General features: G+C 40.8%; 22 protein-coding genes. 13 read left to right on the top strand and 9 right to left on the bottom strand.

Annotated elements, in window-relative coordinates; genetic code table 11:
* Positions 1-109: 109 nt before the first annotated feature.
* Together pcrA and radC are read left to right on the top strand one after the other, a co-directional pair.
* Entirely contained in the window at positions 110-2401 is a 2292-nt protein-coding gene (pcrA, locus tag QM818_RS02460) for a DNA helicase PcrA (RefSeq protein WP_414299870.1), read from the top strand.
* A gap of 42 nt (positions 2402-2443) precedes the next feature.
* Positions 2444-3124 carry a RadC family protein gene (gene radC / locus QM818_RS02455; protein ID WP_000286931.1) on the top strand — a complete coding sequence of 227 codons (681 nt, stop codon included), beginning with the start codon at positions 2444-2446 and terminating at the stop codon, positions 3122-3124.
* Here radC and QM818_RS02450 read toward each other — a convergent pair.
* The 7 genes from QM818_RS02450 to QM818_RS02420 all read right to left on the bottom strand — a co-directional run bounded on the left by QM818_RS02450 (position 3121) and on the right by QM818_RS02420 (position 7892).
* Positions 3121-3810, bottom strand: a complete 690-nt coding sequence (locus QM818_RS02450) for a gamma-glutamyl-gamma-aminobutyrate hydrolase family protein (RefSeq protein WP_414299869.1) — start codon at positions 3808-3810, stop codon at positions 3121-3123. The two genes, radC and QM818_RS02450, sit on opposite strands and share 4 nt — an antisense overlap.
* A 17-nt stretch (positions 3811-3827) precedes the next feature.
* Positions 3828-4469 carry a redox-sensing transcriptional repressor Rex gene (locus QM818_RS02445; RefSeq protein ID WP_000653417.1) on the bottom strand — a complete coding sequence of 214 codons (642 nt, stop codon included), beginning with the start codon at positions 4467-4469 and terminating at the stop codon, positions 3828-3830.
* A gap of 82 nt (positions 4470-4551) precedes the next feature.
* Positions 4552-4767 carry a DUF4649 family protein gene (locus tag QM818_RS02440; protein ID WP_060628213.1) on the bottom strand — a complete coding sequence of 72 codons (216 nt, stop codon included), beginning with the start codon at positions 4765-4767 and terminating at the stop codon, positions 4552-4554.
* A gap of 7 nt (positions 4768-4774) precedes the next feature.
* A complete protein-coding gene (locus tag QM818_RS02435; protein ID WP_000863540.1) occupies positions 4775-5122 on the bottom strand; it encodes a DUF1831 domain-containing protein in 348 nt (115 codons plus the stop codon).
* 4 nt (positions 5123-5126) lie between these two features.
* Complete coding sequence (locus tag QM818_RS02430) at positions 5127-6242, bottom strand: cysteine desulfurase family protein (protein WP_414299868.1); 1116 nt, start codon at positions 6240-6242, stop codon at positions 5127-5129.
* Between the two features lie 9 nt (positions 6243-6251).
* Positions 6252-7211, bottom strand: a complete 960-nt coding sequence (locus tag QM818_RS02425; protein ID WP_001283818.1) for a ribose-phosphate diphosphokinase — start codon at positions 7209-7211, stop codon at positions 6252-6254.
* 111 nt (positions 7212-7322) lie between these two features.
* Entirely contained in the window at positions 7323-7892 is a 570-nt protein-coding gene (locus QM818_RS02420) for a CYTH domain-containing protein (RefSeq protein ID WP_000681279.1), read from the bottom strand.
* Between the two features lie 128 nt (positions 7893-8020).
* Here QM818_RS02420 and yjbM point away from each other — a divergent pair, with 128 nt between their 5' ends.
* The 11 genes from yjbM to QM818_RS02365 all read left to right on the top strand — a co-directional run bounded on the left by yjbM (position 8021) and on the right by QM818_RS02365 (position 16995).
* Positions 8021-8692: a GTP diphosphokinase gene (gene yjbM / locus QM818_RS02415; RefSeq protein WP_000171682.1), complete on the top strand. Its 672-nt coding sequence runs from the start codon at positions 8021-8023 to the stop codon at positions 8690-8692.
* Entirely contained in the window at positions 8676-9494 is an 819-nt protein-coding gene (locus QM818_RS02410; RefSeq protein ID WP_049551212.1) for an NAD kinase, read from the top strand. The genes yjbM and QM818_RS02410 overlap by 17 nt, the downstream gene beginning before the upstream one ends.
* Positions 9491-10387, top strand: coding sequence for an RluA family pseudouridine synthase (locus QM818_RS02405; RefSeq protein ID WP_049551211.1), 897 nt, complete (start codon positions 9491-9493; stop codon positions 10385-10387). Before QM818_RS02410 ends, QM818_RS02405 begins: the two co-directional genes overlap by 4 nt.
* A gap of 43 nt (positions 10388-10430) precedes the next feature.
* Positions 10431-11405, top strand: a complete 975-nt coding sequence (pta, locus tag QM818_RS02400) for a phosphate acetyltransferase (RefSeq protein ID WP_153199058.1) — start codon at positions 10431-10433, stop codon at positions 11403-11405.
* A 189-nt stretch (positions 11406-11594) separates the two neighbouring features.
* Complete coding sequence (gene mutY / locus QM818_RS02395; RefSeq protein WP_265473160.1) at positions 11595-12770, top strand: A/G-specific adenine glycosylase; 1176 nt, start codon at positions 11595-11597, stop codon at positions 12768-12770.
* A 55-nt stretch (positions 12771-12825) separates the two neighbouring features.
* Complete coding sequence (gene yycF / locus QM818_RS02390) at positions 12826-13533, top strand: response regulator YycF (protein ID WP_033685152.1); 708 nt, start codon at positions 12826-12828, stop codon at positions 13531-13533.
* On the top strand, positions 13526-14884 hold the full coding sequence (vicK, locus tag QM818_RS02385; RefSeq protein WP_265527605.1) for a cell wall metabolism sensor histidine kinase VicK: 1359 nt from the start codon (positions 13526-13528) through the stop codon (positions 14882-14884). Before yycF ends, vicK begins: the two co-directional genes overlap by 8 nt.
* On the top strand, positions 14877-15686 hold the full coding sequence (locus tag QM818_RS02380; protein ID WP_000004961.1) for an MBL fold metallo-hydrolase: 810 nt from the start codon (positions 14877-14879) through the stop codon (positions 15684-15686). Before vicK ends, QM818_RS02380 begins: the two co-directional genes overlap by 8 nt.
* A 90-nt stretch (positions 15687-15776) precedes the next feature.
* Positions 15777-16019: a type II toxin-antitoxin system RelB family antitoxin gene (gene relB, locus QM818_RS02375; RefSeq protein ID WP_031237103.1), complete on the top strand. Its 243-nt coding sequence runs from the start codon at positions 15777-15779 to the stop codon at positions 16017-16019.
* A gap of 1 nt (position 16020) precedes the next feature.
* Positions 16021-16275 (top strand): type II toxin-antitoxin system RelE family toxin, encoded by a 255-nt coding sequence (locus tag QM818_RS02370; RefSeq protein ID WP_031237105.1) that lies wholly within the window; start codon positions 16021-16023, stop codon positions 16273-16275.
* A 42-nt stretch (positions 16276-16317) separates the two neighbouring features.
* Entirely contained in the window at positions 16318-16995 is a 678-nt protein-coding gene (locus QM818_RS02365; RefSeq protein ID WP_000566124.1) for a potassium channel family protein, read from the top strand.
* 37 nt (positions 16996-17032) lie between these two features.
* Here QM818_RS02365 and QM818_RS02360 read toward each other — a convergent pair whose 3' ends face one another.
* Together QM818_RS02360 and QM818_RS02355 are read right to left on the bottom strand one after the other, a co-directional pair.
* Positions 17033-17380 (bottom strand): DUF6568 family protein, encoded by a 348-nt coding sequence (locus QM818_RS02360; protein ID WP_000434630.1) that lies wholly within the window; start codon positions 17378-17380, stop codon positions 17033-17035.
* Between the two features lie 111 nt (positions 17381-17491).
* On the bottom strand, positions 17492-19210 hold the full coding sequence (locus tag QM818_RS02355) for a phospho-sugar mutase (RefSeq protein ID WP_414299867.1): 1719 nt from the start codon (positions 19208-19210) through the stop codon (positions 17492-17494).
* Between the last annotated feature and the right edge of the window lie 140 nt (positions 19211-19350).

Genomic DNA, 19350 nt, shown 5'->3' with positions numbered 1-19350 from the left:
TTATCTAGATATAAGAAGTTGCCTTCTACACGTAACCAGTCTAGGTAAAGATATTTTGCCTGATTTCTGATATAATAGAAATATTGACTTCAAGAGTAAGGAAGAGAAGATGAACGCATTATTGAATGGAATGAATGACCGTCAGGCTGAGGCGGTGCAAACGACAGAAGGTCCCTTGTTAATCATGGCGGGGGCTGGTTCTGGAAAGACCCGTGTTTTGACCCACCGTATCGCTTATTTGATTGATGAAAAGCTGGTCAATCCTTGGAATATCTTGGCCATTACCTTTACTAATAAGGCTGCGCGTGAGATGAAAGAGCGTGCTTATAGCCTCAATCCAGCCACTCAGGACTGTCTGATTGCGACCTTCCACTCCATGTGTGTGCGTATTTTGCGTCGCGATGCGGACCATATTGGCTACAATCGTAATTTTACAATTGTCGATCCTGGTGAACAGCGAACGCTCATGAAACGCATTCTCAAACAGTTGAACTTGGATCCTAAAAAATGGAATGAACGAACTATTTTGGGGACCATTTCCAATGCTAAGAATGATTTGATTGATGATGTGGCTTATGCTGCCCAAGCTGGAGATATGTACACGCAAATCGTGGCCCAGTGTTACACTGCTTACCAAAAAGAATTGCGTCAGTCGGAGTCGGTTGACTTTGATGATTTGATTATGCTGACCCTGCGTCTCTTTGATCAAAATCCTGATGTTTTGACTTACTATCAGCAGAAGTTCCAATACATCCATGTTGATGAGTACCAAGATACCAATCATGCCCAGTACCAATTGGTCAAACTCTTGGCATCGCGCTTTCAAAACATCTGTGTGGTTGGGGATGCGGACCAGTCTATTTACGGTTGGCGTGGTGCTGATATGCAGAATATCTTGGACTTTGAAAAGGATTATCCCCAAGCCAAGGTTGTTTTGTTGGAGGAGAATTACCGTTCAACTAAAACCATTCTGCAAGCGGCTAACGAGGTCATTAAAAATAATAAAAACCGCCGTCCTAAGAATCTCTGGACTCAAAACGCTGATGGGGAACAAATCGTTTACTATCGTGCTAATGATGAGCTAGATGAGGCTGTATTTGTAGCCAAAACTATCGATGAACTTGGTCGGAGTCAAAACTTCCTTTACAAGGATTTTGCAGTTCTCTATCGTACAAACGCCCAGTCCCGTACTATTGAGGAAGCCTTGCTCAAGTCAAATATCCCTTATACCATGGTTGGCGGAACCAAGTTCTACAGCCGTAAGGAAATCCGCGATATTATCGCTTACCTCAACCTCATTGCCAACCTGAGTGACAATATTAGTTTTGAGCGTATTATCAACGAACCAAAACGTGGAATTGGCCCAGGTACCGTCGAGAAAATCCGTGATTTTGCGAATATGCAAAATATGTCTATGCTAGATGCTTCTGCTAATATCATGTTATCTGGTATCAAAGGAAAAGCAGCCCAATCTATCTGGGATTTTGCCAATATGATTCTAGATTTACGAGAGCAGCTAGATCAATTAAATATTACAGAGTTGGTTGAGGCCGTCCTAGAAAAAACAGGTTACGTCGATATTCTAAATGCTCAAGCGACTTTAGAAAGCAAGGCTAGGGTTGAAAATATTGAAGAGTTCCTTTCTGTGACGAAAAACTTTGATGACACATCTGATGGGCCAGAAGAAGAAACTGGTCTGGACAAACTGAGTCGCTTCTTAAATGATTTAGCCTTGATTGCGGACACAGATTCAGGTAGTCAGGAGACATCAGAAGTTACCCTAATGACTCTGCATGCTGCCAAAGGTCTCGAGTTTCCAGTTGTCTTTTTGATTGGGATGGAAGAGAATGTCTTTCCGCTTAGCCGTGCGGCTGAAGACCCAGATGAATTAGAAGAAGAGCGCCGTCTAGCCTATGTAGGTATCACGCGTGCAGAGAAAATTCTCTATCTGACCAATGCCAACTCACGCCTGCTTTTTGGTCGTACCAACTACAACCGTCCAACTCGTTTTATTAACGAAATCAGTTCAGACTTACTTGAGTATCAAGGATTGGCTCGTCCAGCCAATACAAGCTTTAAGGCATCTTATAGCAGTGGTGGGATTGCCTTCGGTCAAGGTATGAGTTTGGCCCAGGCTCTTCAAGACCGTAAACGCAGTGCGGCCCCAAAAACTATCCAGTCAAGCGGTCTCCCATTTGGTCAATTTACAGCTGGTGCAAAATCAGCGTCTAGCGAAACAAATTGGTCCATTGGTGACATTGCCCTCCACAAGAAATGGGGAGAGGGAACTGTTCTGGAAGTTTCAGGTAGCGGTGCTACGCAGGAATTAAAAATCAATTTCCCAGAAGTTGGTTTGAAAAAACTTTTGGCCAGTGTGGCCCCAATTGAGAAAAAAATCTAATTTTTCATCCTTCTCACGAATAATAAAGTGAGGAGGATTTTTATGTACAGTATTTCATTCCAAGAAGATTCACTATTGCCAAGAGAAAGACTTGCCCAAGAAGGAGTGGAAGCGCTCAGTAACCAAGAGTTGCTAGCTATTTTACTCAGAACAGGAACACGTCAGGCCAGTGTTTTTGAAATTGCCCAGAAAGTCTTGAATAATCTTTCAAGCCTAACAGATTTGAAAAAAATGACACTGCAGGAATTGCAGAGTCTATCTGGTATCGGACGAGTTAAGGCAATAGAGTTACAAGCCATGATTGAACTGGGCCATCGTATTCATAAACACGAAACCCTTGAGATGGAAAGTATTCTCAGCAGTCAAAAGTTGGCCAAGAAGATGCAACAGGAATTGGGGGATAAAAAACAAGAGCACCTGGTGGCGCTCTATCTCAATACTCAAAATCAAATCATCCATCAACAGACCATTTTTATCGGTTCTGCCACTCGTAGTATTGCTGAACCGCGAGAGATTCTTCACTATGCTATCAAGCATATGGCGACTTCTCTCATCTTGGTTCATAATCATCCTTCAGGAGCGGTGGCCCCTAGCCGAAATGATGATCATGTCACTAAACTTGTCAAAGAAGCCTGCGATCTGATGGGAATTGTCCTCTTGGACCATTTGATTGTCTCTCACTCCAGTTACTTTAGTTATCGAGAAAAGACAGATTTAATCTAAAGTTCATTAACGATATAGTCAAAGAGGTTTTTATCTTTGGGACGATTTTCAAAAAGAAATTCTGGATGCCATTGGACACCGAGGAAGGCAACATCATCCGTACTCATGACAGCTTCAATGATACCATCCTTAGGATCATGAGCTGCAATCTTTAAGTTGGGAGCTAAATCCTTGATGCTCTGATGGTGGAAGGAGTTGATATGGGAAATTTCTCCATAGATTTCTCGAAGAACAGTATCAGGTTCTGTTACCAAGCGTTGAGTTGTGTACTCAGCAGAACAATCCTGCCAATGGTCTTCGATATCTTGGTACAAAGTTCCACCCATGGCAACGTTAAAGAGTTGAGTTCCACGGCAGACAGAAAAAATTGGCTTTTTCTGTTTAATAGCCTCCTTGATGAGGGCCAGTTCAAAGATATCCCTTTGAAGGTGGTAGTCATCGCTATCGATGGTTTTTGGTTCACCATAGAATTTTGGATCAACATTTTGCCCACCTGTCAAGATGAGCTTGTCAATCATACTGATATAGTGGCAGGCCATTTCTTGATCACCAATCGGTAGGATGATGGGAATTCCTCCAGCTTCTTTAACGCCTTCAACAAAGCCTTTTGCTACGTAGCTCATCATGATGTCATCATCTGGATGAGTTTTTTCGTTTCCTGTAATCCCAATAACTGGTTTTTTCATAAAATGATTTTCGCTTTCTAATCCTCTTTTCGCATGAAGTAGAGGAGGGTTTGGAGTTCACTTGTCAAATCGACATACTGAACGACCACGTCTTTTGGTAAATGGAGATGGACTGGTGAAAAACTGAGAATTCCTTTCACGCCAGCATCCACCAAGAGATTAGCAACCTCTTGTGACTTGACGCTGGGAACTGTCAGGATAGCAGTCTTCACATCAGCATCCTTGATTTTATCCTTGATTTGAGAAATCCCGTAAATGGGAATCCCGTCAGGAGTTTGGGTACCGACTTCAGGATGGTCATCTAGGTCAAAGGCCATGATAATCTTCATCTTGTTACGCTCGTGGAAGCGGTAGTGGAGAAGGGCATGACCCATATTTCCAATACCAACCAGCATGACATTGGTAATGGAGTTATCATTGAGTAAATCGGCAAAAAATGTCATCAGTTTTTTGACATCATAGCCAAAACCACGGCGACCTAGTTCACCAAAGTAGGAAAAATCACGACGTACGGTCGCGGAATCAATACCGATAGCCTCTGCAATTTGCTTAGAGTTGGCACGTTCAATCTTTTCTGCATGAAATCGCTTAAAAATTCGATAGTAGAGAGAGAGTCTTTTCGCTGTTGCTTTTGGAATAGCAGACTGTTTATCTTTCACAAAATCACAACCTTTCTATTCTTCTATTTTATAGAAACATTGTGAAAAAATCAACAAAAATAAGAAAAAACTAAGAAAAATCTTAGTTTTGATGTAAAAAATCTGCATGTGATAGAAATCGGTAGAGGTCTCCGACCAGACCCTGATAAACTTTCTGGCCCTTAAAAGTCAGAGAAGTCACATAAAGTGTATCTGGTAGGGTCACACATCCTGACAGAGCCAGCATGAGAGCTTCATAATCCTCATACTTGAGTGTACGCTCTACATGATAGTTGTCCTTATAGGTCAGTTCAAACATATGGGACCTATCTTTCCGATTTTGTAAAGACACCACGTTCTACCAAGCTATCCATGAGGAAGTAGAATTTTTCCTGATGAATGTGGTGGTCTTCTGATTTGAAAATATCAACTAGACGTAGCCCAAACTTGTCAGTGATATTGATTTTAGCACCTGTTAGCTCTTTATTGATAATGATTTTGAGTTGGAAGCCTTCACCGCTGTTTGGAACCTTTTCAAGTAGGCGAGTCAGTTCATAGTTCCCAACCTTAGTCTCAAAAAAGGTGTTGTCCTTGAGGGTGAATTTCTTAACAGAAGGGCTAAGAGTGTAGTCGTAACGACAATTTTTTAACTGAATGGTTTTTTCAAATGCCATATGGCTAACCTCCGATAATTTCTTTTAAGGTTTTTGCGAGGGTTTGTAGGTCTTCAACGGTATTTTGTGGCGACAAACTGATGCGAACGGATTCCTTCAGACGTTCTGAATTTGCTCCGTACATAGCTTCAAGAACATGGCTAGATTGTACAATGCCCGCAGTGCAGGCTGAGCCAGTAGAGATTGAAATTCCAGCCAAATCCAGACGAAGGAGTAAGAGATCATTTTTCTGGCAAGGAAATCCAATATTGAGAACATAAGGGAGATGGTGTTCGCCTCTATTCAGGTAATACTGAACTCCCTCAAGCTCCGTAAGAAAGGCATTTTCTAAATTTTGTACATGTTGAAAATGTTCTTCTTGTTTTTCTAGGTCTTCTTTTAGGGCTGCAACCATGCCTACGATGGCAGGCAGATTTTCAGTTCCTGCACGTTTTTTCTGTTCTTGGTCTCCGCCATGGAGATAGGAATCAAAGTCCATGCTAGAAGCGTAGAGAAAACCGATTCCCTTAGGACCATGGAACTTGTGGGCAGAAGCAGTGAGAAAATCAATGCCCAATTCTTCTGGGTGTATAGGGATTTTACCAATAGCCTGAACTGCATCGACATGATAGGCGGCTGGGTGTTGCTTGAGTATTTGGCCAATTTCAGCAATGGGCAGTAGGTTTCCTGTCTCGTTATTGGCAAACATGGTAGAAACCAAAATCGTATCGTCACGTAAAGCCCTTTGAATTTGTTGGGCGGTGATTTCTTGATTTTCTGGCTGGATAATGGTTGCTTCAAACCCAAAGTGTTGAACCAAGTAATCAATAGTTTCAAGGACGGCATGGTGCTCAATGGCAGTTGTGATGATATGTTTTCCTTGTTCTTGATGACGAAGGCAGTAACCAATGATAGCAGTATTGTTACCTTCAGTCCCACCAGAAGTGAAAAAAATATGTTGAGGTTTTGTCCCCAGTAACTGGGCTAGTTCCTGACGGGCTTCTCGCAAGAGTTTACCAGCTTGACGACCATGACCATGAATACTAGATGGATTGCCATGAGTTTCTTGCATAACCTTGGTCATAGCTGAGATAGCAACTGCTGACATGGGAGTCGTTGCAGCATTGTCCAAATAAATCAAAGAATCACCTTATTTCTTTTTATTGTAGGCAAAGAGTGGGCTGACTGGTTTTCTTTCGTGGATACGGACGATAGCATCACCAATTAACTCACTAGCAGTGATGTAGCATACGTTTTTAGGAGTTTTTTCTTTTGTTGCTACTGAATCAGTCACAAGAATTTCTTTAATATTAGTATTATCAAGAAGTTCAGCAGCACCTTCGACGAAGAGACCGTGGCTAGAAACAGCATAAATTTCTGTAGCCCCTTCACGTTCAACGATTTTAGCAGCTTCAGAGAAGGTACGTCCTGTATTCAGAATATCGTCAATTAAGATAGCTTTCTTACCTTCAACATCACCGATGATATAGCCTTCGTTGCGAGTTGCATCGTCTTGTGGGTAGTCGATAATGGCGATAGGAGCATCAAGATATTCAGCCAAGCTACGAGCACGTTTTACCCCTGAATTCTTAGGGCTAACAACAACAACATCTGAGCCAAGTAAGCCCTTATCGCAATAATGTTTTGCAAATAGGGGAACTGTGAAAAGGTTATCGACAGGAATATCAAAGAATCCTTGAACCTGAACGGCATGTAAATCAAGTGTAAGGATACGATCAACACCAGCTTTAACCAGCATATTGGCAACTAGTTTAGCTGTAAGTGGCTCACGTGGTGAAGCGATGCGGTCTTGACGTGCATAGCCAAAATATGGAAGAACAACGTTGATACTGTGGGCACTTGCGCGAACACAAGCATCAACCATGATTAACAATTCCATTAGGTGGTTGTTAACAGGGAAACTTGTTGATTGGATGATGTACACATCATAACCACGGACACTTTCTTCAATATTCACTTGGATTTCTCCGTCTGAAAATTGACGTGATGATAGTTTTCCAAGCGGTACACCAACAGCTTGAGCAATTTTCTGTGCAATTTCTTGGTTAGAGTTGAGTGCGAAAAGTTTCATGTTTTTTCTATCTGACATTATAGACCGTCCTCTGTAAACTTTTTAAATCCTAGTTATATATGCCTAGCCTATATGAACTGGGATTTTTGTATTTTATCTTTTCTATTTTACCAAAAAATAGAGATTATTTCAGCTATTTTTCATGCTTTTGACAAATCGAACCAATTTTGAGGGAGCTTTTTGATAAGCAATCTGATTTTCCTCTAAAAATTGCTGGAAATCTTGTTTCCCTTGCTCGTGATTTTCCACTTCAAGCTCTAATTCGTAATCTGTAATATCAAAGTACTGACTTTCATCTAGTGCCATGAGGCCAATTGGTGTTTGCATTTCATAGCGAAGCGTTGTTAGACAACCAAGGACCTGCCATTTTTTACTTTGGATACCATGTTTTGCTAATTCATCAAGCACAAGCCCTTGAGGAAGTTCTTCCTTGTTCAGATAGTTTTCAGCATCTTTTAGTCGCAATTTTTGGTTGTACTCCATATTTCCAACACTTTGCGGGACTTTGAGTGTCAATTCTGCCCAGTCTTCAAAGGTTCGAATGCGCATAGCAACTTTCTTTTCTCTCAGTTCAAAATCAGGCGTGTCTATGTAGTAATTTTTTTGAAGAACAGGAGTGACGTCTGTGAACTGGTCCTTTAGACGATTGTATTCATCTTTTTTCAAGAGTGTTTTCAATTCAATTTCTAAATGTTTCATTTTTCTTACCTTTTCTTTATCGTTGAAAGCGGATTTATGGTATAATAAGCATTGTATTTATTGTATATGAATCTGGAGAAAAAATCAAAGATATTTTTGAAGGATAATATGAGAACAAGGGAGAATATATGACCTTAGAATGGGAAGAATTTCTAGATCCTTACATTCAAGCTGTTGGTGAGTTAAAGATTAAACTTCGTGGTATTCGTAAGCAATATCGCAAGCAAAATAAGCATTCTCCGATTGAGTTTGTGACTGGTCGAGTCAAGCCAATTGAAAGTATCAAGGAAAAAATGGCTCGGCGTGGCATTACTTATGCGACCTTAGAGCACGATTTGCAAGATATTGCCGGTTTACGTGTGATGGTTCAGTTTGTAGATGACGTCAAAGAAGTAGTGGAAATTTTGCGCAAACGTCAGGACATGCGCATCATACAGGAGCGAGATTACATTACTCATCGAAAAGCATCAGGCTATCGTTCCTATCATGTGGTAGTAGAATATACGGTTGATACCATCAATGGAGCCAAGACAATTTTGGCGGAAATTCAGATTCGTACCTTGGCCATGAATTTCTGGGCAACGATAGAACATTCTCTCAACTACAAGTACCAAGGGGATTTCCCAGAGGAAATTAAAAAGAGACTGGAAATTACTGCCAAAATTGCCCATCAGTTGGATGAAGAAATGGGTAAAATTCGAGATGATATCCAGGAAGCCCAGGCTCTTTTTGATCCTTTGAGTAGAAAATTAAATGACGGTGTAGGAAACAGTGACGATACAGATGAAGAATACAGGTAAACGAATTGACCTGATAGCTAATAGAAAACCGCAGAGTCAAAGGGTTTTGTATGAATTGCGAGATCGTTTGAAGAGAAATCAGTTTATACTCAATGATACCAATCCGGACATTGTCATTTCCATTGGTGGGGATGGCATGCTCTTGTCGGCCTTTCATAAGTACGAAGACCAGCTTGACAAGGTACGCTTTATCGGTGTTCATACGGGACATTTGGGCTTCTATACGGACTACCGTGATTTTGAGTTAGACAAACTAGTGACTAATTTGCAGCTAGATACGGGAGCAAGAGTTTCTTACCCTGTTCTAAATGTGAAGGTCTTTCTTGAGAATGGTGAAGTTAAGATTTTCAGAGCACTAAACGAAGCTAGCATCCGCAGGTCCGATCGAACTATGGTGGCGGATGTTGTGATTAACGGTGTTCCCTTTGAACGTTTTCGCGGAGATGGGCTAACAGTTTCGACACCGACTGGTAGTACAGCCTATAACAAATCACTTGGCGGAGCTGTTTTACACCCTACCATTGAAGCTCTTCAGTTGACAGAAATTGCCAGCCTTAATAATCGTGTTTATCGAACGCTGGGCTCTTCCATTATTGTTCCTAAGAAGGATAAGATTGAACTCATTCCAACGAGAAACGATTACCATACCATTTCGGTTGACAATAGCGTTTATTCTTTCCGTAATATTGAGCGTATTGAGTATCAAATCGACCATCATAAGATTCACTTTGTTGCATCACCTAGCCACACCAGTTTCTGGAATCGTGTTAAGGATGCTTTTATCGGCGAGGTGGATGAATGAGGTTTGAATTTATCGCAGATGAGCACGTCAAGGTTAAGACCTTCTTAAAAAAGCACGAGGTTTCGAAGGGACTTCTGGCCAAGATTAAATTTCGAGGTGGAGCTATACTGGTCAATGACCAACCACAAAATGCGACGTATCTATTGGATATTGGAGACCGAGTTATCATCGATATTCCTGCTGAGGAAGGCTTTGAAACTCTAGAAGCTATCGAGCGCCCACTGGATATTCTCTATGAGGATGACCATTTTCTAGTCTTGAATAAACCCTATGGAGTGGCGTCTATTCCTAGTGTCAACCACTCCAATACTATTGCCAATTTTATCAAGGGTTACTACGTCAAGCAAAACTATGAAAATCAGCAGGTTCACATTGTAACTAGGCTTGATCGAGATACTTCTGGTTTGATGCTCTTTGCTAAGCACGGCTATGCCCATGCACGATTAGATAAGCAGTTGCAGAAGAAGTCTATTGAAAAGCGCTATTTTGCTTTGGTTAAAGGCGATGGACGCTTGGAGTCAGAGGGGGAAATTATTGCTCCGATTGCTCGTGATGAAGACTCCATTATTACCAGACGCGTAGCTAAAGGTGGAAAGTATGCCCATACTTCTTACAAGATTGTAGCTTCTTATGGGAATATTCACTTGGTAGACATTCGCCTGCACACTGGTCGAACCCACCAAATCCGAGTCCATTTTTCTCATATTGGTTTTCCTTTGTTGGGCGATGATTTGTATGGGGGTAGTCTGGACGACGGCATCCAACGTCAGGCCCTACATTGCCATTACCTATCCTTTTATCATCCATTTTTAGAGCAAGACTTGCAGTTAGAAAGTCCCGTGCCGGATGATTTTAGCAACCTTATTACCCAGTTATCAACTAATACTCTATAAAAAATGTTTCAGAGTATAATTATTATCTTAAAGGAGAAAACTCATGGAAGTTTTTGAAAGTCTCAAAGCCAACTTGGTTGGTAAAAATGCTCGTATCGTTCTCCCTGAAGGGGAAGAACCTCGTATTCTTCAAGCGACTAAACGCCTGGTAAAAGAAACAGAAGTGATTCCTGTTTTGCTTGGAAATCCTGAAAAAATTAAAATTTATCTTGAAATTGAAGGAATCATGGATGGTTATGAAGTCATTGACCCTCAACACTACGATAAATTTGAAGAAATGGTTGCTGCCTTGGTGGAGCGTCGCAAGGGTAAAATGTCTGAAGAAGATGCACGCAAGGTTTTGGTTGAAGATGTCAACTACTTTGGTGTTATGTTGGTATACTTAGGCTTGGTTGATGGAATGGTATCAGGTGCGATTCACTCAACAGCTTCAACAGTACGTCCAGCCCTTCAAATCATTAAAACTCGTCCAAATGTAACTCGTACTTCAGGTGCTTTTCTCATGGTTCGTGGTACGGAACGTTACCTATTTGGAGACTGTGCCATCAACATCAATCCAGACGCGGAAGCCTTGGCTGAAATTGCCATCAACTCAGCAATCACAGCTAAGATGTTTGGCATCGAGCCTAAAATTGCTATGCTAAGCTATTCTACTAAAGGTTCAGGATTTGGAGAAAGTGTTGATAAGGTTGTTGAAGCAACTAAAATTGCTCACGACTTGCGTCCTGACCTTGAAATCGATGGTGAGTTGCAATTTGATGCAGCCTTTGTTCCTGAAACTGCAGCTCTGAAAGCTCCTGGAAGTACGGTAGCTGGTCAAGCAAATGTCTTCATCTTCCCAGGTATCGAGGCAGGAAATATCGGCTACAAGATGGCAGAACGCCTTGGTGGTTTTGCGGCTGTTGGACCTGTTTTGCAAGGTTTGAACAAGCCAGTTAACGACCTTTCTCGTGGATGTAATGCTGATGATGTCTACAAGTTGACCCTTATCACAGCAGCTCAAGCGGTTCATCAATAATATTAAGTCCTCTTTCCTTTGGGAAGAGGCTTTTTAATACTCAATGAAAATCAAAGAGCAAACTAGGAAACTAGCCGCAGGCTGTACTTGAGTACGGCAAGGCGACGTTGACGTGGTTTGAATTTGATTTTCGAAGAGTATTAATACTAGGAAAAGGACAGTTAGAATCTTCTGTGTTATACTAGAGTTATGTTAGATTTGAAAGAATACGGAATTGTCATGTGGCCGGAGGAGAAAATCATTTCTTTTCGTGAGAAACTTCTCACTTGGTATGATGAAAACAAAAGAGATTTACCATGGCGTAGAAGTAAAAATCCTTATCATATCTGGGTGTCTGAAATTATGCTCCAGCAGACTAGGGTAGATACGGTTATTCCTTATTACGAACGATTCTTGGACTGGTTTCCAACAGTTGAAAGTTTGGCGAATGCGCCTGAAGAGCGTTTGTTGAAGGCTTGGGAAGGTTTGGGTTATTATTCTCGAGTTCGTAATTTACAGGCTGCAGCCCAGCAGATTATGACTGATTTTGGTGGTCAATTTCCAAACACCTATGAAGGAATTTCCAGCTTGAAAGGAATTGGACCTTACACTGCAGGAGCCATTTCCAGTATTGCTTTTAACTTGCCTGAGCCAGCTGTAGATGGTAATGTCATGCGTGTTTTGGCACGTCTATTTGAAGTTAATCACGATATTGGGATTCCAAGTAATCGTAAAATTTTTCAGGCAATGATGGAAATCTTGATTGACCCAGAAAGGCCTGGTGACTTTAATCAAGCTTTGATGGACTTAGGATCTGATATTGAGGCGCCTGTAAATCCCAGACCAGAAGAAAGCCCAGTTAAGGACTTTAGTGCGGCATATCAGAATGGCACAATGGACCGTTATCCAATTAAGGCTCCCAAGAAAAAGCCTGTTCCAATTTATCTTAAAGCCTTGGTGGTCAAAAATACTCAGGGACAATTTTTACTTGAAAAAAATGAAAGTGAAAAGCTATTGGCAGGTTTTTGGCATTTCCCCTTGATAGAAGTTGATAACTTTTCGCAAGGAGAGCAGTTTGACCTCTTTCATCAGGTTGCAGAAGAAAGCGTGAACTTTGGTCCCAGTCCAGAAGAGAGTTTCCAGCAGGACTATGACCTAGATGTTGATTGGCTTGATATTTATTTTGAGACTGTCAAGCATATCTTTAGTCATCGTAAGTGGCATGTTCAAATTGTAGCAGGTCAGGTGAGTGACTACAATGACTTTCCAGATAGGGAAGTTCGCTGGCTTTCACCAGAAGAGTTTAAGAATTACCCACTTGCCAAACCCCAACAAAAAATCTGGCAGGCTTATGCACAAGCCAACTTAGACAGTAGTAAAGACTAGCTATTGTGTCTTCTTTTTATTTTTTTGATATAATAGTAGAGAAAAAGGTGAACAAATGAAAAAAATATTAATTGTAGATGATGAAAAACCAATCTCGGATATTATCAAGTTTAATATGACCAAGGAAGGTTACGAGGTTGTAACTGCTTTTAATGGTCGTGAAGCGCTAGAGCAATATGAAGCAGAGCAACCAGATATTATTATTCTGGATTTGATGCTTCCAGAAATTGATGGTTTAGAAGTTGCTAAGACTATTCGCAAGACTAGTAGTGTACCTATTATCATGCTTTCAGCTAAAGACAGTGAATTTGATAAGGTTATCGGTTTAGAGCTTGGTGCAGATGACTATGTAACCAAACCCTTCTCAAATCGTGAGTTGCAGGCGCGTGTTAAAGCTCTCCTTCGTCGCACGGACTTGGCTTCTGTAGATAATCAAGAGTCAGATGAAAAGAAAACCCAACCCTTGCAAATTGGGGACTTGGAGATTGTGCCAGATGCTTATGTAGCTAAAAAATACGGTGAAGAACTAGACTTAACCCACCGTGAATTTGAGCTCTTGTACCACTTGGCTTCTCATATTGGTCAAGTGATTACCCGTGAACACTTGCTTGAAACGGTCTGGGGTTATGATTATTTTGGAGATGTTCGGACTGTTGACGTAACTATCAGACGTTTGCGTGAGAAGATTGAAGATACACCAAGTCGTCCAGAGTATATCCTAACACGTCGCGGTGTTGGTTATTATATGAGAAATAATGATTGAATTGATTAGAAAAAATATTCTTACTAGTGATTTTGTCTTCATTTTAATTTTATTGGGTTTTATCTTGATTGTTACCTTGCTTTTGCTAGAAAATCGGCGAGATAATATTCGGTTGAAGCAAATTAATCAAAAAGTTAAAGACTTGATTGCAGGAGATTATTCTCAGGTATTGGATATGCAGGGAAGCTCTGAAATCACTAATATTACCAATAATCTTAATGATTTATCAGAAGTAATCCGTTTGACCCAAGAAAATCTGGAACAAGAGAGTAAACGATTGAATAGTATCCTCTCATACATGACAGATGGTGTCCTCGCAACCAATCGTCGTGGCAAGATTACTATGATTAATGACATGGCTAAGAAACAGCTAGGCGTTCAGAAGGAAGATGTTCTAAACAAAAGTATCCTAGAATTGCTTAAGATTGAAGATGAGTATGAACTTCGTGATTTGATCACCCAAATTCCTGAACTCATGATTGATTCTCAGGATGCCAATGGTGAATATCTGAGCCTTCGTGTACGCTTCGCCTTGATTCGTCGAGAGTCTGGTTTTATCTCAGGTCTGGTTGCCGTTCTGCATGATACAACGGAGCAAGAGAAGGAAGAGCGTGAACGGAGACTCTTTGTTTCCAATGTTAGTCATGAGTTACGGACTCCACTGACTAGCGTAAAATCCTATCTTGAAGCCTTGGATGAGGGGGCCTTGTCAGAACCTGTCGCACCAGACTTTATCAAGGTATCTCTAGATGAAACTAACCGTATGATGCGAATGGTGACGGATCTCCTCCATCTTTCACGGATTGATAATGCGACCAGTCACCTAGATGTGGAACTGATTAACTTTACTGCCTTTATTACCTTTATCCTTAACCGCTTTGATAAGATGAGGGGATCAGACGAAGAAAAGAAATATGAATTGGTCAGAGATTATCCGATTACCTCTGTCTGGATTGAAATTGATACAGACAAGATGACACAGGTGATTGATAATATTCTCAACAATGCCATTAAATATTCTCCAGATGGTGGAAAAATCACAGTGACCATGAAGACAACTGATGATCAGATGATTTTATCCATCTCAGACCAAGGCTTGGGTATTCCTAAGCAGGATTTACCACGTATCTTTGACCGTTTCTACCGTGTGGATCGTGCTAGAAGCCGTGCTCAAGGTGGAACAGGGCTGGGACTGTCTATCGCTAAAGAAATTATCAAACAGCATAAGGGCTTTATTTGGTCCAAAAGTATATATGGTAAGGGATCAACCTTTACCATTGTGCTCCCTTATGATAAGGATGCAGTGAAAGAAGAAGTATGGGAGGACGAAATAGAAGACCAGAATGAGTGAAACAGGCTTTAAATACAGTATTTTAGCGTCGGGTTCCAGTGGAAATTCCTTTTATCTGGAAACCCCAAAAAAGAAACTATTAGTGGATGCAGGCTTATCTGGTAAGAAAATCACCAGCCTACTTGCTGAAATAAATCGCAAGCCAGAAGACTTGGATGCCATCTTGATTACGCATGAGCATTCTGACCATATCCATGGAGTAGGAGTTTTGGCTCGCAAGTATGGTATGGATCTTTATGCCAATGAAAAGACCTGGCAGGCTATGGAAAATAGCAAGTATCTTGGCAAGGTAGATTCTTCGCAAAAGCATATCTTTGAAATGGGCAAAACCAAAACCTTTGGAGATATTGACATAGAGAGTTTTGGTGTTAGCCATGATGCAGTCGCACCGCAGTTCTATCGCTTTATGAAGGATGACAAGAGTTTTGTCCTTTTGACAGATACAGGTTATGTTAGTGACCGTATGGCGGGAATTGTCGAAAATGCGGACGGCTATCTTATCGAGTCCAACCATGATGTAGAGATTCTGCGAGCAGGTTCTTATGCTTGGCGACTCAAACAACGAATCCTATCGGATCTCGGTCACCTTTCTAACGAGGATGGTGCCGAAGCTATGATTCGTACCTTAGGAAATCGCACTAAGAAAATCTACCTTGGTCACTTGTCCAAAGAGAACAATATCAAGGAGCTGGCTCATATGACCATGGTCAATCAGCTAGCACAAGCTGATCTGGGAGTCGGAGTAGACTTTAAGGTTTATGATACCTCACCAGATACAGCAACACCATTGACAGATATTTAGAAAGAACGCTAAGAAGGTGTTCTTTTTATATTGACTGAATACCTAAAAAGTAATACAATGGTGTTACTATTAAAAAAGGGAGCGCAAAAGATGACTACTATTACATTAAAAGTTTCTGAAGCTGACAAAACATTTATGAAAGCGATGGCTAAGTTTGAAGGAGTTTCCCTGTCGGAACTTATCCGCACCAAAACTCTTGAAGCTCTAGAAGACGAATACGATGCTCGTGTGGCAGATTTAGCCTATCAAGAGTATTTAGAAGACTTGGAAAAAGGAGTTGAACCCGTTACTTGGGAAGAAATGATGCATGATTTAGGCTTGGAGGATGAATAATTTGTATAAATTAGTTCCAACAAGACGTTTCATCAAGCAATTGAAAAAATTGGATCGTTATACGCAGAAGATAATTACAAACTATTTACAAACCAATGTTTTGGAAGACCCAAGACGACACGGAAAGGCTTTGGTTGGTAATCGCGTTGGTCAATGGCGCTATAGAATTGGTAATTATCGAGTTATCGTACAAATTGTAGATGATGAATTAGTCGTTGCTACTCTAGAAGTTGGTCATCGGAGAGATATTTATTGAATTAAAGTTGAGTATATTCTGGTATTACTTGGATTTGCTGAGATGATTGATTTAGACAGTCCTCCATACAGTATTATTGACTTGCTACTTTGGTTTGTGTTTGTGGTAGATTATGGTTGGCGGTTCTTTTCAAGTAAAGCAAAATGGAGGTTTATACTTGAAAATATCTTTGACTTGTTAGCTATCCTTCCTTTAAATGCTATTTTTACAGTATTGCGATTAGGGCGTATCTTCCGCTTAGCAAGGCTGACAAAATTACTGAAACTGACTCGTTTACTTAGAATAATTGGACTTACAGGTAAATTAGAAAGAAAAATTAGTAGATTCTTACGGACAAATGGCCTGATTTATATCTTGTATGTTAATATTTTTATTGTTCTAGTAGGAAGTTCAATTTTATCTGTAGTTGAAGAAAAATCTTTCTCAGATAGTCTTTGGTGGGCTCTTGTGACAGTAACCACTGTTGGTTATGGTGATATTGTTCCAGTTTCCCTTTTTGGGAAATGGCTAGCTTTTTTATTAATGTTGGTAGGGATTAGTACAATAGGAATGTTAACAAGTGCCTTGACGAACTTTTTTGTAAAAGATAATCCAGATGAACAGATAAAACTTGATAAACTCCAAGACGAATTATCGGGCCAAAGAATATTAATAGAGAAACAATCTGAGAAAATCGAAGAACTGCATCGGATGATACAAGATTTGCTTGAAAAAACGTAATTTTGACCATTTAAAAACCACTCGATGAGTGGCTTTTTTACAATCCAGCGAAATCTTTGATTTCTTGTGCTGACATTGAAGAGTCGCAACGGACATTGATTTGTCCATCCGCAATGTGAACAAATCCTGGTACAGTTGGGATTCCGTAGCGTGAGCGGAATGCTTGCAACTCATTGAGTTGGCTTGGTTCTTCACTGTTGATGAAGTAGATGTGAGCTTTAGTGTCAGCTACGACACCTGCCAAGGTACCAGCAAATTTACGGCAGTAAGGGCAAGTTTTGCGACCGATAAAGAAGGTTGCAGTTTCTTTTTTATCAAGAGCTTCTTCCGCACGCGCTACTGTAGTGACTTCAAGGTCTTTGATATTATCTAAAAATTGTTCCATGAGATTACCTCGCTTTCATTGATAAGTCTAGTATGCCATAAAGTTTCTAAAATTGCTTAGATTTGATACGAAAAAAAGATGAGATTGGTTGGTCTCATCTTTTATAGGGCTTTATTTTACAAAAGCATTGATTTCTGCTTCGATGTTAGCGATTTCAGCTTGTGATTCTTCGTTGGTTTCACCTACAACTGCAATGTAGAACTTGATTTTTGGTTCTGTACCTGAAGGGCGAACAGCAATCCATGAACCGTCAGCAAGTGTGTATTTCAAAACATCACTTGGAGGAGTTGTCAAATTTGTAACAGTACCGTCAGCAGCAGTGGCAGTTTGAGCCTTGAAGTCTTCTACTACAGTGATAGCTGTTGCATTCCATTCTTTTGGAGCGTTGTTACGGAATTTAGCCATAATCGCTTTGATTTGTTCAGCACCATCAACACCTGAAAGGGTAACAGAGATAGTTTTTTCTGCGTAGTAGCCGTATTCTTTGTAGATTTCTTCGATACCGTCAGCAAGTGTCAAACCACGAGAACGGTAGTAGGCAGCAAGTTCAGCAACGACAAGAACGGCTTGAATAGCGTCTTTGTCACGTACGAAAGGTTTAATCAAGTAACCGAAGCTTTCTTCAAATCCCATCATGTATGTGTGATTGTGTTTTTCTTCGAATTCTTGGATTTTTTCAGCGATAAATTTGAAACCTGTCAAAACGTTGAACATGGTTGCGCCGTAGCTTTCAGCAATCTTCGTTACCAAGTCAGTTGATACGATAGATTTGCAGAGGGCTGCGTTTTCTGGAAGAGTTCCAGCGTTTTTGTGGGCTTCCAAGATGTATTTAGCCATGATAGCACCGATTTGGTTACCTGAAAGGTTGAGGTAGCTACCATCTTTTTGAAGAACTTCAACACCAACACGGTCAGCGTCTGGGTCAGTTGCCACAAGAACATCTGCACCAACTTGACGACCAAGTTCTTCAGCAAGGGCAAAGGCTGCTTGGCTTTCTGGGTTTGGAGATTTTACAGTTGAGAAGTCAGGATCGGCAGTTGCTTGCGCTTCAACGACTTGAACAGAGTCAAATCCTGCTTGGGCAAGAGCGCGACGAGCCAACATTTCACCAGTACCATGAAGTGGTGTGTAGACAATTTTCATGTCTTTACCAAATTCTTCAATCAAGGCTGGGTTGATGTTTACGTCCTTAACTTCTTTGAGGTATTCAACATCGACAGCTTCGCCGATAACTTCAATCAAGCCAGAAGCTTTTTCAGCTTCCACATCAGCAACTTCTACAGCAAATGGATTTTCGATTGCACGGATATATGTAGTCAAAGCGTCTGCGTCGTGTGGAGGCATTTGTCCACCGTCTTCACCGTAAACCTTGTATCCGTTAAATGGTGCAGGGTTATGACTGGCTGTGACCATGATACCCGCAAAACAGTTGAGGTGACGAACTGCAAATGATAGTTCTGGAGTTGGACGAAGGCTTTCAAATACGTAAGATTTGATGCCGTGTTTAGCAAGAACTGCCGCAGATTCAAAGGCAAACTCAGGTGAGAAGTGACGGCTATCGTAGGCAATTGCGACACCGCGTTCTTTTTCGTTTCCACCTTTAGACTCAATCAAACGAGCCAATCCTTCAGTAGCTTGACGCACAACGTAGATGTTGATGCGGTTTGTACCAGCACCAATCAAGCCACGCATACCTGCAGTACCAAATTCAAGATTTGTATAGAAGGCATCTTCCTTAGTTTTTTCGTCCATATTTTCCAAATCTTGACGAAGGTAATCAGGAAGCTCCGCAAAATCAACCCATTTTTGGTAATTTTCTTGGTAAGACATTGAAATTCTCCTTTTTGTAAATTGTTTTAACCGTTCACATTATAGCACTTTTTAGCGTTTTAGTAAAACGGTAGCATAATTTTCAGAAAAGTAGTAACATATGCCTGTTTATCAAGTCTTGAATGCCTTAGGGAAACATG

The sequence above is a fragment of the Streptococcus mitis genome, from assembly GCF_047464035.1.
GTDB lineage: Bacteria > Bacillota > Bacilli > Lactobacillales > Streptococcaceae > Streptococcus > Streptococcus mitis_DX.
Note: the sequence above shows the minus strand (reverse complement) of the source record. Positions and strands in the feature narration are given on the sequence as shown.

What these genes read in the sequence shown, in the direction of transcription:
- mutY (WP_265473160.1), top strand. Translation starts at nt 11,595, where the DNA reads ATGTTAGATTTGAAAGAATACGGAATTGTCATGTGGCCGGAGGAGAAA.
- QM818_RS02425 (WP_001283818.1), bottom strand. Translation starts at nt 7,211, where the DNA reads ATGTCAGATAGAAAAAACATGAAACTTTTCGCACTCAACTCTAACCAA.
- QM818_RS02380 (WP_000004961.1), top strand. Translation starts at nt 14,877, where the DNA reads ATGAGTGAAACAGGCTTTAAATACAGTATTTTAGCGTCGGGTTCCAGT.
- pcrA (WP_414299870.1), top strand. Translation starts at nt 110, where the DNA reads ATGAACGCATTATTGAATGGAATGAATGACCGTCAGGCTGAGGCGGTG.
- QM818_RS02410 (WP_049551212.1), top strand. Translation starts at nt 8,676, where the DNA reads ATGAAGAATACAGGTAAACGAATTGACCTGATAGCTAATAGAAAACCG.
- yycF (WP_033685152.1), top strand. Translation starts at nt 12,826, where the DNA reads ATGAAAAAAATATTAATTGTAGATGATGAAAAACCAATCTCGGATATT.
- QM818_RS02450 (WP_414299869.1), bottom strand. Translation starts at nt 3,810, where the DNA reads ATGAAAAAACCAGTTATTGGGATTACAGGAAACGAAAAAACTCATCCA.
- QM818_RS02365 (WP_000566124.1), top strand. Translation starts at nt 16,318, where the DNA reads ATGATTGATTTAGACAGTCCTCCATACAGTATTATTGACTTGCTACTT.
- vicK (WP_265527605.1), top strand. Translation starts at nt 13,526, where the DNA reads ATGATTGAATTGATTAGAAAAAATATTCTTACTAGTGATTTTGTCTTC.
- QM818_RS02360 (WP_000434630.1), bottom strand. Translation starts at nt 17,380, where the DNA reads ATGGAACAATTTTTAGATAATATCAAAGACCTTGAAGTCACTACAGTA.
- relB (WP_031237103.1), top strand. Translation starts at nt 15,777, where the DNA reads ATGACTACTATTACATTAAAAGTTTCTGAAGCTGACAAAACATTTATG.
- pta (WP_153199058.1), top strand. Translation starts at nt 10,431, where the DNA reads ATGGAAGTTTTTGAAAGTCTCAAAGCCAACTTGGTTGGTAAAAATGCT.
- yjbM (WP_000171682.1), top strand. Translation starts at nt 8,021, where the DNA reads ATGACCTTAGAATGGGAAGAATTTCTAGATCCTTACATTCAAGCTGTT.
- QM818_RS02420 (WP_000681279.1), bottom strand. Translation starts at nt 7,892, where the DNA reads ATGAAACATTTAGAAATTGAATTGAAAACACTCTTGAAAAAAGATGAA.
- QM818_RS02355 (WP_414299867.1), bottom strand. Translation starts at nt 19,210, where the DNA reads ATGTCTTACCAAGAAAATTACCAAAAATGGGTTGATTTTGCGGAGCTT.
- QM818_RS02405 (WP_049551211.1), top strand. Translation starts at nt 9,491, where the DNA reads ATGAGGTTTGAATTTATCGCAGATGAGCACGTCAAGGTTAAGACCTTC.
- QM818_RS02440 (WP_060628213.1), bottom strand. Translation starts at nt 4,767, where the DNA reads ATGTTTGAACTGACCTATAAGGACAACTATCATGTAGAGCGTACACTC.
- QM818_RS02435 (WP_000863540.1), bottom strand. Translation starts at nt 5,122, where the DNA reads ATGGCATTTGAAAAAACCATTCAGTTAAAAAATTGTCGTTACGACTAC.
- radC (WP_000286931.1), top strand. Translation starts at nt 2,444, where the DNA reads ATGTACAGTATTTCATTCCAAGAAGATTCACTATTGCCAAGAGAAAGA.